The 17,176-nt window shown below is 42.5% G+C and carries 14 protein-coding genes, 2 tRNA genes, 1 rRNA gene and 1 pseudogene; 3 read left to right on the top strand and 15 right to left on the bottom strand.

Going from position 1 to position 17,176, the window contains the following annotated elements:
- Positions 1 to 27 precede the first annotated feature (27 nt).
- Both galT and NOL38_RS08345 read right to left on the bottom strand, forming a co-directional pair.
- A complete protein-coding gene (gene galT / locus NOL38_RS08350; protein ID WP_277941896.1) occupies positions 28 to 1,509 on the bottom strand; it encodes a UDP-glucose--hexose-1-phosphate uridylyltransferase in 1,482 nt (493 codons plus the stop codon).
- A 9-nt stretch (positions 1,510 to 1,518) separates the two neighbouring features.
- Positions 1,519 to 2,691, bottom strand: a complete 1,173-nt coding sequence (locus tag NOL38_RS08345; RefSeq protein WP_277941895.1) for a galactokinase — start codon at positions 2,689 to 2,691, stop codon at positions 1,519 to 1,521.
- Between the two features lie 140 nt (positions 2,692 to 2,831).
- Between NOL38_RS08345 and NOL38_RS08340 the strand changes: the two genes are divergently transcribed.
- Positions 2,832 to 3,830 carry a LacI family DNA-binding transcriptional regulator gene (locus NOL38_RS08340; RefSeq protein WP_277941894.1) on the top strand — a complete coding sequence of 333 codons (999 nt, stop codon included), beginning with the start codon at positions 2,832 to 2,834 and terminating at the stop codon, positions 3,828 to 3,830.
- Positions 3,831 to 4,066: 236 nt separating this feature from the next.
- Here the strand turns inward: NOL38_RS08340 and gatB are convergent, their stop codons facing one another.
- From gatB to NOL38_RS08300, 8 genes are all read right to left on the bottom strand, one after another.
- A complete protein-coding gene (gatB, locus tag NOL38_RS08335; RefSeq protein WP_011921932.1) occupies positions 4,067 to 5,506 on the bottom strand; it encodes an Asp-tRNA(Asn)/Glu-tRNA(Gln) amidotransferase subunit GatB in 1,440 nt (479 codons plus the stop codon).
- Complete coding sequence (gatA, locus tag NOL38_RS08330; RefSeq protein ID WP_277941893.1) at positions 5,506 to 6,972, bottom strand: Asp-tRNA(Asn)/Glu-tRNA(Gln) amidotransferase subunit GatA; 1,467 nt, start codon at positions 6,970 to 6,972, stop codon at positions 5,506 to 5,508. The genes gatB and gatA overlap by 1 nt, the downstream gene beginning before the upstream one ends.
- Positions 6,972 to 7,274, bottom strand: coding sequence for an Asp-tRNA(Asn)/Glu-tRNA(Gln) amidotransferase subunit GatC (gene gatC / locus NOL38_RS08325; protein WP_222310356.1), 303 nt, complete (start codon positions 7,272 to 7,274; stop codon positions 6,972 to 6,974). Before gatC ends, gatA begins: the two co-directional genes overlap by 1 nt.
- Before the next feature lie 227 nt (positions 7,275 to 7,501).
- Positions 7,502 to 8,176 carry a hydrolase gene (locus NOL38_RS08320; RefSeq protein ID WP_012774968.1) on the bottom strand — a complete coding sequence of 225 codons (675 nt, stop codon included), beginning with the start codon at positions 8,174 to 8,176 and terminating at the stop codon, positions 7,502 to 7,504.
- Positions 8,177 to 8,362: 186 nt separating this feature from the next.
- Entirely contained in the window at positions 8,363 to 8,710 is a 348-nt protein-coding gene (gene rplS / locus NOL38_RS08315) for a 50S ribosomal protein L19 (RefSeq protein WP_011921928.1), read from the bottom strand.
- Between the two features lie 265 nt (positions 8,711 to 8,975).
- Positions 8,976 to 9,527 (bottom strand): cysteine hydrolase family protein, encoded by a 552-nt coding sequence (locus tag NOL38_RS08310; protein WP_024376330.1) that lies wholly within the window; start codon positions 9,525 to 9,527, stop codon positions 8,976 to 8,978.
- A 1-nt stretch (position 9,528) separates the two neighbouring features.
- Positions 9,529 to 10,317: a GTP-sensing pleiotropic transcriptional regulator CodY gene (codY, locus tag NOL38_RS08305; RefSeq protein ID WP_172078852.1), complete on the bottom strand. Its 789-nt coding sequence runs from the start codon at positions 10,315 to 10,317 to the stop codon at positions 9,529 to 9,531.
- 151 nt (positions 10,318 to 10,468) lie between these two features.
- Positions 10,469 to 11,683, bottom strand: coding sequence for a pyridoxal phosphate-dependent aminotransferase (locus tag NOL38_RS08300; RefSeq protein WP_014637482.1), 1,215 nt, complete (start codon positions 11,681 to 11,683; stop codon positions 10,469 to 10,471).
- Between the two features lie 154 nt (positions 11,684 to 11,837).
- Here NOL38_RS08300 and NOL38_RS08295 point away from each other — a divergent pair, with 154 nt between their 5' ends.
- Positions 11,838 to 12,290: a universal stress protein gene (locus NOL38_RS08295; protein ID WP_004195772.1), complete on the top strand. Its 453-nt coding sequence runs from the start codon at positions 11,838 to 11,840 to the stop codon at positions 12,288 to 12,290.
- Positions 12,291 to 12,305: 15 nt separating this feature from the next.
- On the opposite strand, the pseudogene NOL38_RS08290 reads toward NOL38_RS08295, so the two are convergent.
- Positions 12,306 to 13,671, bottom strand: a pseudogene (locus NOL38_RS08290) (Cof-type HAD-IIB family hydrolase).
- 69 nt (positions 13,672 to 13,740) lie between these two features.
- On the opposite strand from NOL38_RS08290, the gene NOL38_RS08285 reads away from it, so the two are divergent.
- Positions 13,741 to 14,700, top strand: a complete 960-nt coding sequence (locus NOL38_RS08285) for an asparaginase (RefSeq protein WP_277941892.1) — start codon at positions 13,741 to 13,743, stop codon at positions 14,698 to 14,700.
- A 63-nt stretch (positions 14,701 to 14,763) separates the two neighbouring features.
- On the opposite strand, the gene recG is transcribed toward NOL38_RS08285, so the two are convergent.
- The 4 genes from recG to rrf all read right to left on the bottom strand — a co-directional run.
- Positions 14,764 to 16,782 carry an ATP-dependent DNA helicase RecG gene (gene recG / locus NOL38_RS08280; RefSeq protein WP_172100655.1) on the bottom strand — a complete coding sequence of 673 codons (2,019 nt, stop codon included), beginning with the start codon at positions 16,780 to 16,782 and terminating at the stop codon, positions 14,764 to 14,766.
- A gap of 117 nt (positions 16,783 to 16,899) precedes the next feature.
- Positions 16,900 to 16,971, bottom strand: a tRNA-Glu gene (locus NOL38_RS08275).
- 22 nt (positions 16,972 to 16,993) lie between these two features.
- Positions 16,994 to 17,066 (bottom strand) — tRNA-Asn (locus NOL38_RS08270).
- A gap of 4 nt (positions 17,067 to 17,070) precedes the next feature.
- Positions 17,071 to 17,176, bottom strand: a 5S ribosomal RNA gene (rrf, locus tag NOL38_RS08265); the annotation flags it as partial.

Raw genomic sequence — 17,176 nt, 5'->3', positions numbered from 1 at the left:
CTGTCCCACTCCCACTCTTTCTTACATTTATATTGCTAAACCGACAAACTCCACAAAGCGTAGAAAGGCTGCCTGTCCTTCTGGAGTGCGTTTGTAGACCCCTGCATCTTCCAATACACGCGCAAAAATTTGTCCCACTGACTCACGAACAACTTGTTCGACAGTTTCTTCCGTCACATCTGGGTGAGCCGTTTTCAGGCTTTCCGCCCAAGGCTGATGATAAGCTGCTACCTGACTAGCTTGACCCAGTAAGTATTTCTTGACTTCAGTCAATTCAGCTTTCAAACGTGGAGGCAAAATCGCCAAGCCCATTACCTCAATCAAGCCGATGTTTTCTTTCTTTATATGTTGCACATCTGGATGTGGATGATAGATGCCATCCGGAAACTCTTCTGAGGTCTGATTGTCGCGGAGAACCAAATCCAGTTCGTACAAATCGCCTCGTTTCCGAGCAATTGGGGTGATGGTATGATGAGGAGTTCCATCCGTCTCAGCCTTTATCTGAACGCTATCATCTGAGTAGCTCCGCCATTTTTCCAAAATCTTAGTCGCTAAACCAAGAAGCGATAGCTTGTCTGCCGAACTCAAGCGAATCACCGACATAGGCCATTTGACAATTCCTGCCGAAACGGACTCAAAGCCGTCGAAGACCAGCCGGCGCTCAATCGGCGCCTTTTCCATGGCAAAACTGTGCCGCCCACCCTGATAGTGATTGTGGGTCAAGATGGAGCCACCCGAGATTGGTAGATCAGAGTTGGAACCGACAAAATAGCCTGGCAATAAATCCAACAAGTCCAAGAGCTGCTCAAATGTTCGCGGACTAATGACCATGGGCACATGCTCTTGGTTCAAGAAGATGGCATGTTCATTGTAGTAAGCATAAGGCGAATATTGGAAGCCCCACTGTTCCTTGCCAAGATCCAAGCGAATAATGCGGTGGTTGGCGCGTGCAGGATGATTAATCCGACCCTGATAGCCCTCATTTTCCATACAGAGTAGGCATTTGGGATAATTGCTTGCTTCAGCTTTCGTAGCAGCTGCAATAGACTTAGGATCCTTCTCAGGTTTGGACAGATTGATCGTGATTTCCAAATCCCCATACTCTGTCGAAACTGGATAATAGATATTTTTCGCAATTGCAGCCATCTTGATATAGTCATTGCGCTTGCTCAATTCATAGAAGTCACCAATCGCTTGCTCTGGACTATCCTGATAGGTCTGCCAAAAATCACGATTGACCTGACTTGGACTTGGTGTCATCAAATCCATCAAACAAGACCCAACCATGTCCTGCTCTTCCAGCAATTCACCCACAAAACCAGTTCGAACTCCATGTGCCAATAGTTCATCTTTTAATTCAATCAAGTCCTCTAAATCTGTTTGAACAGTCAGAACCTGGTCTCCCACCAAAGCCAAGACCCGATTGTGCAGGTAAAGAGCATCCATTTCCTCAAAATCACTGTTGGCAATAACCTGCTCAACAAAACGATCCACCAATCCAGCCATCATTTCTCCAATCTATTTTCGAGATAAAACGCGAGAGCCTCCAGCAATCTCCGCTACATAGAAGCTTGGTTCATAGCCAACAACCTCTGTATAGGTCTTGCCGACATTTTCTGTAAAGGCTTCAACCTTATCCTTGTGGACAATAGCAATACCACAGCCACCGAAACCTGCTCCTGTCATCCGAGCACCAAGAACGCCTTCTTGCTCCCAAGCTGTGTGAGCCAAGGTATCCAATTCCAAACCTGTCACTTCATAATCATGCTCCAGGGAAACATGGGAAGCATTGACCAGACGACCAAAGGTAGCCAAATCTCCTTCTTCTAAAGCCTTACGAGCTTGCAAGGTCCGTTGATTTTCTAAGACAGCATGGCGAGCACGCTTGATACGGTTCTCATCTTTAATCAAATAACTATATTGATCAAAGGTCCACTCATCCAATTCTCCCAGAGTTTGAATATTCAAGACTGCATTCAATTCTTCCACAGCTTTTTCACATTCTGCACGACGCTCATTGTACTTAGAATCTGCCAATTCACGGCGTTTATTGGTGTTCATAATGACAATCACATGGTCTCCCAAATCCAATGGCACCAATTCATACTCCAAGCTATTGGTATCCAGATAAATGGCACGTTGGTCTGCTCCCATACCGATCGCAAACTGGTCCATAATGCCAGAATTGACACCGATAAAGTGATTTTCCGTTTGTTTCCCAATTTTCACCAAATCAAGTCGAGTCAGCTCAAGACCGTATAATTCTTCTGCGATAATGCCAATCAAGAGTTCCAGAGAAGCTGATGATGACAAGCCTGAACCATTTGGAATGTTACCGTAAACAAAGACTTCCATACCTGTATCAATGGTATGCCCTGCTTCTTGCAAGAACTTGAGAACACCCTTGGCATAGTTGGTCCAGTTATCTGCCTTATCAAAGACCAGATTGTTCAAATCCATTTCGATAATCCCAAGTTCTTCAAAGTTTGCGGAATAAAAGCGCAAAACTTGGTCATCACGTTTGCGAGCAGCACCGTAAGTCCCCAAGGTAATGGCCGCAGGAAAAACATGACCACCGTTATAGTCCGTATGCTCACCAATCAAATTAATCCGACCTGGCGAGAAGAAAGACGCATCTGCCTCTTGACCAAACACATCGAGAAAGGCCTGCTTGAGTTGTTCTTTGTTCATAAGAACCTCCTAGATTTTGTAATCGTTTTCTTTTATTGTACAACTCAACAATTTAAAAGTCAATATTTTTACTAAATTTTTACTAATTTTATCTTTTTATCTTTTGTGCTATACTAGAGACAAATAAACAGGAGAAGAACATGGTTACAATCAAAGACATAGCAAAACAAGCCCACCTTTCCTCTGCCACCGTTTCCCGCGTTCTCAAGGGAGACCTAACCCTATCCGTCAGCCAAGAAACCCGCGACCGCATTTTCAACTTGGCACAGGACCTGGGCTACACCAAACACCTCAAAAAACAAGCTCCTCAACAAAAAGGCACCATCGGCATTGTCCAATGGTACACGGAGAGCGAAGAGCTGGCTGACCTCTACTACTATTCCATCCGTGCCAGCATCGAACAGACCGCCAGCCTTCTCGGCTATCAAATCATCCGCTCCTTCAACGACTTGGCCAATCCCCTCCTTCAAGGATTGGACGGCATCATCGCAGTTGGCAAATTTTCTTCTGGGCAAATAGCAGAGCTGGCTAGACTATCGACTAAGCTCATTTTTGTGGATTCTGACACATTGACTGAAGGATTTTCCTGCGTCACGACTGACTTTGAACACTCTGTTCAGACAGTTATTGACCACTTCCATTCACAAGGTCTGACAGATATTGGCCTCCTAGTTGGACAGGAAGAAACCACAGATGGTCACCAATTGCCAACAGACCCCCGCCTGACTGCCTTTCGTGACTACCTGAACACCTTGGGCATTCTCCAAGAAAATTATATCTACCAAGGAAAATTCTCCACCCAGTCAGGCTATGAGCTGATGAGCCAGGCTATTGAGGACCTAGGTGACAAGCTCCCCCCTGCCTTTTTCATGGCAAATGATACCCTGGCAGTCGGTGCCCTGCGTGCTTTACAAGAGCGACAAATCGCAGTGCCTGATAGAGTCCAACTCATCACCTTTAACGATACCGCCATCACGCGCCAGGTCTATCCAGCCCTGTCTTCCATCAGCGTCTTCACCGAGGAAATGGGCCAGGAAGCTATGCAACTGCTGGACCGTGTCATTGCTAGTCCGCAGCCCCACCATCCCCGTAAGATTAAACTAGGTACCCAGCTGGTCATTCGTGAGAGTTCATATTGAAAGCAAAAAACCGAGAGTTCTGATGAATTCTCGGTTTTCTTCTGTTTATCCAATACTCAATGAAAATCAATTTAGCCGTGGTCCAAGGTTCTGGGAACCTTCAGAGGTTTGTAATTGAATGAGCCTATTCACATCACTGCTATTTCTGATTACAAGTAGGAGGCTGTAAAGCTCAACTGGAGCATTACACTCTTCAAATCAAGTCAACATGGTTTGAGTTTGATTTTCGAAGAGTATTAGTCTAACAACTTAGCCAATTCCTGAGCCAAAAGTTGTTGAGCAACTTGTGGGTTGGCTTGTCCCTTGGTCGCTTTCATCAAGAATCCTGTGAAGGCCTTATCGGCATTGCGTTTGCCAGACTTGAAGTCAGCTACGGCCGCTTCATTATCCGCAAAGACTTGGTGGATAATCGGAATAAGGACTGCGGGGTCTGAAATCTGTACCAAACCAGCCTTCTCAACGTAAGCCTTGGCAGAGCCGCCTTCTTTCGCCAAGTGAACAAAGACTTTCTTGGCGATTTTAGATGAAATAGTTCCATCCGCAATCAAGGCAATCATCTCAACCAAGTTTTCTGGTGTCAAAGCGATTTGCTCAATAGTCTTACCTTCAGCATTGAGGAACTGAGCCACCTCACCCTGCAACCAGTTAGAAACTTGTTTAGCATCGCCACCTGCTGCCACCGCTGCTTCAAAGAAGTCAGACAAGGCCTTGGTAGACGTCAATTGACCTGCATCATAGGCGGTCAAGCCCAAGTTTTCTACATAGTGAGCACGGCGAGCCTTTGGAAAGACTGGCAATTCTGCACGCACTTCCTCAATCCAGCTATCATCAATCTCGTAGAGCGGTAGGTCTGGCTCTGGGAAGTAACGGTAGTCAGCTGAACCTTCTTTGACACGCATGAGAATGGTTTCACCAGTAGATTCATCGTAACGACGAGTTTCCTGCTGGATTTGACCACCTGAACGCAAGATTTTCGCCTGACGTTCAACTTCGTGCTGCAAGCCCTTGCGAACATAGTTGAAGGAGTTGAGGTTTTTCAACTCAGTCTTGGTACCGAATTTCTCCTGACCATAAGGACGAAGAGAGATGTTGGCATCCACGCGCATAGAACCCTCTTCCATCTTCACATCTGAAATACCAGTGTACTGAATGATTTCTTTAAGGGCTGTCAAGTAGGCATAGGCCTCCTCAGGCGAACGCATATCTGCTTCTGATACAATCTCAATCAAAGGCACACCCTGACGGTTGAGGTCTACATAAGAATAGCCATCTGTCCCGTGGGTATTCTTACCAGCATCCTCTTCCAAATGCGCACGCTCAATACGGATTTTCTTGGTTGAACCATCTTCTAGCTCAATCTCAATCCAGCCATTGTAGCCAATCGGCTCGTCAAACTGAGAAATCTGATAGGCTTTAGGGTTATCAGGATAGAAATAGTTCTTACGGTCAAAGTGCATGTCCTTGTGAATGTCCATGTTCAAGGCCAAGGCAGCCTTAATACCAGCATCCACAACACCCTTGTTAAGAACAGGAAGGACACCCGGGAAAGACCAGTCAATCACGTTGGTATTAGCATTTGGATCCTCACCAAAATGAGCAGATGAAGGTGAGAAAATTTTCGAGTTGGTATTCAACTCCACATGGACTTCTAGACCAATAATCGTTTCAAAGTTCATTAGTTAGCACCTCCAAAAATCACTGGTTGTTGCTTGTGGTAATCTGTTGTCGCTTCAAAGGCAGCAGCCACTTGGTAAATGGTCTCTTCTGAATATTTTGGACCAATCAACTGCAAACCAACTGGCAAGCCTTCTACAAAACCAGCAGGAATAGAAATACCAGGCAGACCTGCCAAGTTTACAGGAATAGTCAAGAGATCCGCCAAATACATAGCCACAGGGTCATGGTTGAGCGTGTCCAAACCAAAGGCAACCGTCGGAGCTGTTGGCCCCAAAATCAAGTCATAGTCCGCAAAGACTTTCTCAAAATCTTGGATAATCAAGGTCCGCACCTGACCAGCCTTCTTGAAGTAGGCATCGTAGTAACCAGATGATAGGCTAAAGGTTCCCAACATAATACGGCGTTTGACTTCCTCACCAAAACCTTGGCTACGGGTTTTCACGTAAATCTCATCCAAGTTGGTCGCATCTTCTGCACGGAAACCATAGCGGATTCCGTCAAAACGTTGCAAGTTAGAAGATGCCTCTGATGAAGCAATGATGTAGTAAACAGCGACCCCATACTTAGAATGTGGCAGGCTAACTTCTTCAATGATTGCCCCCAAGCTTTCCAAGTGCTTAGCCGCCTTGAGAATAGTTTCCTTGACCTGCGGATTAATCCCTTCGCCCATGTATTCTTTTGGCAGAGCAATCTTCATACCCTTGATGTCCTGACCAATCTTGCTAGTGAAGTCAGCAATTTCATTGATGGTTGATGTTGCATCCTTGACATCATGACCAGAGATAACATTGAGCAACTGGGCATTTTCCTTAACCGTCTGTGAGAATGGACCAATCTGGTCAAGAGATGAACCAAAGGCAATCAAACCGAAACGTGACACCCTTCCATAGGTCGGTTTCATGCCAACGATACCATTAAAGGCTGCTGGTTGACGGATAGAGCCACCTGTGTCAGAACCGAGTGATAAACGGACTTGACCAGACGCAACAGCAGCAGCCGAACCACCTGAAGAACCACCAGGAACCTTGGTCTGGTCCCAAGCATTCTTAGTCGGTTTGAAGGCAGAGTTCTCATTAGAACCACCCATGGCAAACTCATCCATGTTTGTTTTACCGACAATAATCATATCCTTGGCATAGGCCTGAGCAACCGATGTCGCATCGAAAATCGGCTCGTAGTTATAGAGCATTTTTGAAGCTGCCGTGGTCAAAATCCCCTTAGTAGAGATATTGTCCTTGACTGCCAAAGGAATCCCTGCCATAACATTGTCCGCATCAATCCCTTTTTCATCAAGGGTAGCAGCCTGCGCCAAGGCCTCATCTTCTGTGATAGTCAAGAAAGCATCCACTGCTCCCTCACGGCTCTTGATGTCTTCCAAGGTTGCCTTGGTCAACTCAACCGCAGAAATCTCCTTTTTGACAAGGAGGTCATGCAATTCATCAATGGTTTTATTGTTAAAAGTCATTAGGCATCTCCTCCCCCGTCTAGAATAGCTGGTACCTTGATAAAGTTATCTTGTGATTCAGGCACATTTTTAAAGAGCTCCTCACGGCTCTCACCTTCTTGGGCAATATCTGCTCGCAAGACATTCTTACGGTCGGCCATAGTGGTCGTTACCGCAACACCTGTCGTATCTACTTCATTGAGCAATTCAACCATATCGACAATCTTGCTCAAACTTATCGCAAATTCCGCTGTTTCCTGGTCCGAAAATTCCAGCTTAGATAGCTTAGCAACGTGACGGACTTCAGCTTCAGAAATCTTCATTCTTACTTTCCTCCTAATGGAAATCTATCTTCTCATTATACCATATTTCCAGCCTCAGACAAAGGTAGAAATGACCTAATATGTTACCAATTTACCACCTATTTCCTCCTAAAAATCCATTCTTTAAATTGCGAAGTATTCCTAATCTCACACCGTAAAATGATAAAAAACAGCAAGTTTCATCTAGCAATAAAACTTACTGTTTGCTTAGCCTATCTTTTTATGAGCTAATCCTTTGCATGTTTGCGGTATTTTTCCATTTTCCCTTTAAAAAGCTCCCCATTACTTGGTGCTGTATAGGAGACAGCATTGGCTCCAGCTTCGATAACCCGACGAATAGAGTCCTCAGTCGGACCACCAGTCGCAATAATTGGAAAGTCAGGGAAAGCTTCTCGAATCTTCTTCACAACCCTTGGCGTTTCCATACCGCAAGAAACATTTAGAATATCTACTCCAGCTTTAATCCGTGAGGTTAAATCAGACTTTTCAGAAACAACGGTATAAATGATAGGAATATCTACTACCTTATTGATTGCCTCAATTGTTTTTACATCCGTTGGTCCATTTACCACAACAGCGTATGCTCCCTCCGACTCAGACAATAGACTCATATTAGCTGAACGCATACCTGTCGTCAAGCCTCCACCAACACCAGCCAAGACTGGAACTGACGCAACCAACATAATACTTTTGATAATAGCTGGACTGGGCGTAAATGGATAAACAGCCAAAATAGCATCTGCATTGTGATTGGCAATAATAGACACATCCGTTGTAAATAAGACTGAACGAATGCGACGACCATAAATACGAATTCCACTACATTCCTTGATAACTTCTGGCATCTGAACAATATCCTGTCGTAAATCTGATAAAACAGATGGAATAAACTGTTCGCTCATCCGCAACCTCCTCTATACTAGCTACAATAATATATAGTATAACATATTATTTCATGGAAGATACACAAAAAAATCCATTTTACCACTGCTTTCACAATTTGGTACTTTTTCAACAGATTTTTTTTAAAAAAAGAGACAGCTTTCGCTGCCTCCCATTCTCCGACCAAAATAGTCTGTAGGACTATCTTAACGACGGATTTCTTTGATACGTGCTGCTTTACCTTGCAATGCACGTAGGTAGTACAATTTAGCACGACGTACTTTACCGTAACGTACTACTTCAATCTTATCAACACGTGGAGTGTGGATTGGGAATGTACGTTCAACACCTACACCACCAGAGATTTTACGTACAGTGTACATTTCTGAGATGCCTTGACCTTTACGAGAGATAACAACACCCTCGAAAATCTGGATACGTTCGCGGTTACCTTCGACAACCTTAGCGTGAACACGCACAGTGTCACCAGGACGGAATGAAGGGATGTCAGTACGAAGTTGACCTTCTGTCAAACTTTGGATCAATGGATTCATTTTATTCTCCTATCTTTGTCAATCTTAGGTGCTTTTAAACCCAGCGGATAAACTGTATTTTTGTGCGTCCATTACACACAGACTATATTATACACCAAGTAATCACCTATGTAAAGCATTTTGATAAATTTATCATGGTCAATCACACCGCTTCTTTTACAAGTTAAGTCAACAAGGTCTGAGTTTGATTTTCGAAGAGTGTTAATAATACAGATTCCTATTGGAGAAAAACGAAAAACCAGTCCACAGACTGGTCACTATACTATTAGTCAATGATTGTCGCACCGAGTACATGACGCAAATGGTTAAGAGCAAACTGATGATTCTCCTCCGTCAATGCAGCAATGGCTGATGAGACCACCTCAATACGATACCCCTTATTATAAGCATCAATAGCTGTATGAAGAACACAAATATCAGACAAAACACCCGTCAAGACAACCGTATCTACACCACGCTCTCTTAGTCGAACATCCAAATCCGTCCCAGAAAAAGCAGAATAATGACGTTTATCCATCCAACGAACACGCGCATGCCCTTTATGTTTTTGATAAAAATCTGCTAAAGGACCATACAAGTCTCGCCCTTGCGTCCCAATGATATTATGACTTGGGAAAAGCTGAGCTTCAGGATGAAATTCATCCCCCTCCTCATGACCATCAATCGCAAAGAAAATGTAGTCTCCATTTTCAAAAGCTTCTTGCGTAACCTGAGCAATTCGTTCAGAAATAGCCTGAGCTGATTTTCCAGCAGTCAACTTTCCTTCATCTGCCACAAAATCTATTGTATAATCAATCGAAATCAATGCTTTTGTCATTTTAGTAGTCACGTTTCTTAATTTCATCAAAAATAGCTGGGATAAGAACTTTCAAATAAGTCCCCTTCATTCCCAAAGAACGACTTTCAATAATCCCTGCACTCTCCAACTTACGCAGTGCATTCACAATCACCGAGCGTGTAATACCGATACGATCTGCAATCACAGAAGCAGTCAATTGCCCCTCATTGCCATCCAATTCACCCAAAATAGCTGCAACTGCCTTCATTTCTGAGTAAGATAGCGTATTTACCGCCATATTAACTGCCGCACGACGACGGATATTCTTCTCGTCTTCTTCCCGTTGGAAATTAAGTAACTGAATACCAACTACTGTTGCCGCAATCTCAACCAAAATCAAATCATCATCGTGAAACTGCTCATCATTCCGCCAAATAATAAGCGAACCAAAACGAATCCCCGTTACGTGGATAGGCGCTATCGTTGTCAGCCCATTTGGATAAGTCGATCTTGATTCGACAGGGATGGCAGTCAACTCGCTCTCGACAGGCAAATTAACCTGCGTATCGTAAACCTGCACAACTGCTTTTACATATTCTTCTGGGAATTGTTTATTTTGGAAAAATTCTTCCACACGATCATTGTTCGTCTCATAGTTCATGTGGTATCCCAAAACTTCACCTTCACTATTAATGATGCACGAGTTGCAGTCAATAATAGCTGATAAATGCTCAGCAATGGCATTGTAAGGCAATTCTTCTGCCAATTGCTCTTCGGAACGCTTCAAAATAGAAGTAATATTCCGTGTCTTCTCTAATAATGTTGTCATATTTTCCTCTTTACTCTGTAATTGCTTTCAGTATAGCAAAAAATACATAAAATTTCAACAATTATCAGAATATTTACCCTTGTTAGAAAAATACAAACAATTTCATTCAAGTAAAAAGAAAAGGCTGATTAACATTCAGCCCAAAATTCCATTACCTACGATATTGCCGCAAGAATCGTGACATTTTTTCTTGAATTTCTGCCAACTCATCCACACGTGGTAAATACACAATACGGAAATGATCTGGATCCTTCCAGTTAAAACCTCGACCATGGACCAAAAGTACTTTTTCTTGCTTGAGGAAATCCAATACAAATTGTTCATCATCCTCAACTCGGTACATCTCACGATCAATTTTTGGGAAGACATACAGACCAGCCTTAGGTTTTACAGCAGAAAGTCCCGGAATATCATTAATCGCCTTGGTAATGAACTCCCTTTGTTCATATAAGCGTCCGCCAGGCATCAAGAGTTCATCAACCGATTGGTAACCTCCCAAAGAAGTTTGAACAACCTGTTGAGCCAAAACGTTTGAACACAAACGCATATTGGACAACATATTCAAGCCTTCAATGTAACCTTTTACATGCTTTTTCGGACCAGATAAGACCATCCAACCTACTCGGAAACCACAAATACGATGCGATTTAGACAGTCCATTCATCGTCACAACAAATAAATCTGGAGCCAGTGTTGCAATAGGGATATGAACAGCTCCGTCAAAGACCATACGATCGTAAATCTCATCAGAGAAAATGATCAATTCATGTCTACGAGCAATATCAATGATTCCTTCTAAAATTTCTTTCGGATAGAGAGCACCAGTTGGATTATTTGGATTGATAAGGACAATTGCCTTGGTTCGAGAAGTTACCTTGGACTCCATATCTGCCAAATCTGGATACCATTCAGCTGCTTCATCACAAACATAGTGAACAGCTTTACCACCAGCCAAACTAACTGCGGCAGTCCAGAGAGGATAGTCTGGCATTGGCACCAATACCTCATCACCATTATCTAGTAAACCTTGCATAGACATAACAATCAGCTCACTCACGCCGTTTCCAAGATAAATATCTTCAATGTCAACATTTGGAAATTTCTTTAGCTGACAATACTGCATGATAGCCTTACGTGCAGAAAAAATTCCCTTACTGTTCGAATATCCCTCTGATTTACGGGCGTTATGAATCAAGTCACGAATAACTTCATCTGGAGCAGTAAAACCAAATTCTGCAGGATTCCCCGTATTCAAACGTAAAATCTGCTCTCCATTGGCACGCATACGCATGGCTTCTTCCAAAACAGGCCCACGAATATCATATGCTACATCATCCAATTTTGTTGACTTGTTAAATTGCTTCATGCCGTCACCTCGACTTTCTATCTTTTCTATTGTACTGTAAAAGCTAAAAAAGTACAAGAATCCTTTACATTTTCTCTCAAAAGGCTTATAATAAAAATGTAAGGAACTACTCTACCTATTTCGGGACAAAGCTCTTCTGAAAGGAGTGATTATTATGACACAATCTTACAAAACAATACTCGTAGCTGTAGACGGCTCTAAAGGAGCAGAATTAGCTCTTCATAAAGCCATTCATGTCGCACTACGCAACCAAGCACGTCTGATTATCGCCCATGTGATTGACACCCGTGCTCTCCACAATGTTGTTGCATTTGACGCCTCTGTCTATGAATCTTTAGAAAGAGAGGCGGAGCTCCTCCTCGAAGAATACAAACAAGAAGCTCTCAACGCCGGTCTGACCGATGTACAAATTCGCATTGAATTCGGTAACCCTAAAACCCTACTGGCTATCGATATTCCAAAGGAAACCGGTGCTGATCTTATGTTACTTGGAGCAACTGGTCTAAACGCCTTTGAACGTCTCCTGATCGGATCCTCATCCGAATATATCATGCGCCACGCAACTATCGATTTACTCATTGTTCGCGATGGAGAAAAAAGTTTATAAACCAAAAGACTTGATTTACGAATCAAGTCTTTTCATCTGTCTTTTCAACTCTTCCTGAATCTTTTCCTCCGGCGCAAACCGTTCTTCCCAATCATCAGGTTTTAAAATTTTATGGGTAATTGGATCAAAATGGGCCTTCCCATCTGGAAATGTTTTCCCCATATTTGCAGTATGGACTATCTGAAAAATTGGTTCTGGATCAACCCCCATCAAAACAAACGAACCATATGTAAAATAAAGAATATCCAGCAAAGCATCTACCTGATCCTGCATCGAACCCCCGAAACTTCTCTTGCCAGATACCTTATCAGCAGCAGTATCTAAATCCCGATGAAGTTGTTGGATAAAATCATGAAACTCAACTTCAGATTCTGAAGCTGCATGTAGAAATTCTACCAACTCCTCCAATTTAAAACCAGCGCGATGCAAAGCCGTCTGTCCATCATACACACTGGGAAGTTCTTGGGTTTCACCATCCATTAAAAAATGAAAATCCTTTACCCTATTAAAATTATCGTCCTTGCTCTGAAACATCTTATCCCTCAATCACACCAAAATGAATTAATGCCTTATAAATCCCATCACGATTATTTGTATCTGTAACAAAGGAAGCAGCTTGTTTAACCTTTTTCGTCCCATTTCCCATCGCTACCGAGTGCTGAATTTCATTCAACATTTCAAAATCATTATTAGAATCCCCGAATACCATAACTTCATCTAACTCAAAACCATACCGATCTGCAACCTTTACAATACCCGATAATTTTGAATTTCCCTTACTGATAATATCAGTCGCATAGGGACTCGAACGCGTAAAAGATAAGTTTGGAAAGAGCAGCTCCAATGATTGTGTCTCCCTTTCCGTCGTCAGCAACATCAGCTGATAGATTGGTTGAAAGAGAAAACCTTTCAAATTCGTTTCCTGTTGAGGACTGATCCAACGTACCAAGCGATTGAAAATAAAGTTTATGATTCCAGCCCAGGACTCCGGAATCATACGCGTCACACGATATGCAAAATTTCCTGTTCCAGCACTCATAATCTTACTACCAAATATGCCTTTAGCAGTTCCAAAAGATAAATCCTTATGGTGAGTTTGCGCATACTCCATAATTTGTTCAATTTGCTTTGGCTCTAAACTCTGACTATAAATAACTTCTTCTCTTGAAAAAATATATTGACCATTATAAGCAATGGCCAAATCTAGCCCTAAACTAGCCATATACTGCAAAACAAAACGAGGGTCACGTCCTGTAGCTAAACCAACTAAAATCCCCTTCTCTTTCAAAGCATTAATGGCGAGAATAGTTGAACTACTAACCATACGATTGTCGGTCAATAAGGTACCATCAATATCGAAAAATACAGCCTTTATCGTCAACCAACTCACCTACTTTCTAAGAATTATGTTACAATCAGTATATCACACTTTGAAAGAAACTGAAAATTTATGAAAAAAATTCTAGTACTGCATACAGGTGGAACCATTTCTATGCAAGCCAATCATCAGGGTGAAGTTGCATCGAGTAAAATCAATCCAATGACCCAAATTGATAGCCCACTAGAAGAAATTCAAGTGACATCCTTGGATTTTCTCAATGTTCCAAGTCCACACATTCGCTTAGAACACATGATGACTCTATACCAAAAAATTAAAGAAGAACAAATGAACTTCGATGGTTTTGTCATTACACATGGCACAGATACTTTAGAAGAAACTGCCTATTTCCTTGATACAATGGCTATTCCAGAAAAACCAATTGTATTGACCGGAGCTATGCGTTCCTCAAATGAACTGGGTAGCGACGGGATTTATAACTACCGAACAGCCCTACGTGTGGCTGCTGATGGTAAATCCGCAGATAAAGGTGTTCTAGTGGTCATGAACGATGAAATTCATGCTGCTAAATATGTTACAAAAACGCATACCACCAACGTCTCAACCTTTCAAACACCAACCCATGGACCACTGGGATTAGTCACCAAACGAGAGATTCTCTATTTTAAAACTGCTGAACCACGTGTTCGATTTGACTTATCAACAGTCACAGGAACGGTCCCAATCATAAAAGCTTATGCAGATATGGACTCCATTCTCCTTGATTCTCTCACTGCAAGCTCAATTTCCGGTTTAGTCATTGAAGCACTCGGCGCCGGAAATCTTCCGCTTACCATCCTTCCAGCCATTAAGAAACTCCTTGATCAAAAGATACCCATTATTCTGGTATCTCGCTGTTTTAACGGAATTGCTGAGCCAGTCTATGCCTACCAAGGTGGTGGCATCCAACTGGAGAAAGACGGCATTTTATTTGTTAAAGAATTGAATGCTCAAAAAGCCCGACTCAAACTCCTTATCGCTCTCAATGCAGGCTTGGAAGAGCAAAGCTTGGCAGATTACATCCAAGGTTAATCGCTGACGAACTATACAATATGTCAAAAGACCAACACATGTGTGTTGGCCTTTTTTATATGACTAGTCCAATTCCTCTCGATCTTTCAAATTAGCAAGCAAAATCGACCAATTAGGGTCCTCCTGCCAATTTTCCACGCTAACAATCTGACTAGCAACTCGTCTTGCTTCCTCTAAAATTGGATAATCCTCGATAATATTTGCAACTTGAAATTCTGGCAAACCTGATTGACGAGTCCCAAATATTTCTCCAGACCCACGCATTTTTAAGTCAGCTTCAGCCAAAATAAAACCATCTGTCGTCTCTGTCATAATTTTCATGCGTTCCTTACCAGACTCTGTTTTAGGATTAGCAACTAACACTGCATAAGACTGCTTATGACCACGTCCTACACGCCCTCTCAACTGATGTAATTGGCTTAAACCAAAACGATCTGCATCCATAATAACCATCACCGTTGCATTGGGCACATTGACTCCGACTTCAATAACAGTGGTAGAAACCAAAATATTCGTTTTTCGCTCCTTAAAAGCCTGCATGATGGCATCTTTCTCGTCATTCTTCATCTTACCGTGTAACAAATCCACTGTAACTTGCTCTCCAAAATGCGCCTGTAAATCAGATTGTAGATCTACAGCATTCTTTAAATCTAGAGCCTCAGATTCTTCAATCAACGGAGAGATAAAATAAACCTGAGCACCCACTTCTAACTCCCGCTCCAACCAATCTAAGACTGTGGGTAGCTGTTGATGTTTGACCCAGCGAGTGATAATTGGCTTCCGACCAGCAGGTAACTGATTAATAATCGATACATCCATATCTCCAAAAGCTGTAATGGCTAACGTCCGAGGAATAGGTGTAGCAGTCATCATAAGCACATCCGGATTATCACCCTTCTCACGAAACAGACGGCGCTGTTTAACACCAAAACGATGTTGCTCATCCGTCACAACCAAACCAAGCTTATGATACGACACACTTTCCTGGATAAGAGCGTGAGTTCCTACAATGATGTCTACCTGACCACTAGAAATCGCCTCTAAAGCAGTACGACGCTCAGCAGCCTTCATTCCCCCTGTCAAAAGAGCAATAGAAAGTTCTGGAAAAAGCTGGCGCAAACTCTCAAAGTGTTGCTCAGCCAAAATTTCTGTCGGCACCATAATTGCAGCCTGCATCCCCGCAGTCACAGCAGCAAACATAGCCAATCCAGCAACTACTGTCTTCCCTGAACCAACATCCCCTTGTAACAAACGATTCATGTGCCCATAGGACTTCATATCTGATAGTATTTCAGCCAAAGCCCCAGACTGAGCATCTGTTAAGACAAACGGCAATTGTCTTATTTGCATAGCCAATCTATCAGCATCATAGGCAATCTTCAAACCATTCGAAATATCACGATTGTTGGCTTTCAGCATTTGCAACTGTAATTGAAAATAAAATAATTCCTCAAACTTCATACGTCGCAAAGCTTGTCTATACTCTTCTAAATTTGTCGGAAAATGCATCGCAAAAACCGCCTCTCGGCGATTCATTAACCGATAGCGCTCTCGTAAAACTGATGGCAAGTTCTCCTCTAATAAATGCAAATATCCCTGATCAATAGCTGTTTTAATAGCCTTAACCAAATTTACTTGCGAAATCCCTTGCGCCACATGATAGACAGGTTGGAGCTCATCTGATACTTGAGCCAAAATTTTCATTCCTGTCAAACTTGCCTTAGCCTTATCCCACTTTCCCCAAACTGCAATATCCTGCCCCAAAACAATCTTATCTGCTAAATAAGGCTGATTAAAAAACGAAACTGCTAAGACAACCTCACCCTGTTTCATTGAAAAACGGAGTCTATTTCTTTTGTAGCCATAATACTGTACATTAGCTGGAGATACCGCCTCCCCAACTACCACTGCCTTCTCCCCATCCTGCAAATCATAAATAGACTTACTCTCAAAATCTTCATATCTAAATGGATAGTAAGTCAGCAAATCATTAATATTCTGAATGTTAATTTTTAAGAATTTTTCAGCCGATTTTGGACCAATCCCTGGCAAAACCGATAATTCATCACATAGTCTTTTCATATCTCTATTATATCAACAAACAATGAATAGACAAAGTAACAAGAAAAGAAAAAAGAGGCAAATTAAAGCCCATACACCTCAAAAAACAAAAAAAGAGACCTAAGCAGCCTCCAAATATAGTCCGTACGGGATTCGAACCCGTGTTACCGCCGTGAAAAGGCGGTGTCTTAACCCCTTGACCAACGGACCATACATTAAAGATTTCTCTTTACTCCGCCAACAGGGCTCGAACCTGTGACATCATGATTAACAGTCATGCGCTCTACCAACTGAGCTATGGCGGAATATGCTAAGCGACTACCGTATCTAACAGGGGGCAACCCCCAACTACTTCAGGCGTTCTAGGGCTTAACTGCTGTGTTCGGCATGGGTACAGGTGTATCTCCTAGGCTAT

It is taken from the genome of Streptococcus suis (genome assembly GCF_029616525.1).
Lineage (GTDB): Bacteria > Bacillota > Bacilli > Lactobacillales > Streptococcaceae > Streptococcus > Streptococcus suis_AF.
This window is presented reverse-complemented; position numbering and strand designations above follow the sequence as displayed.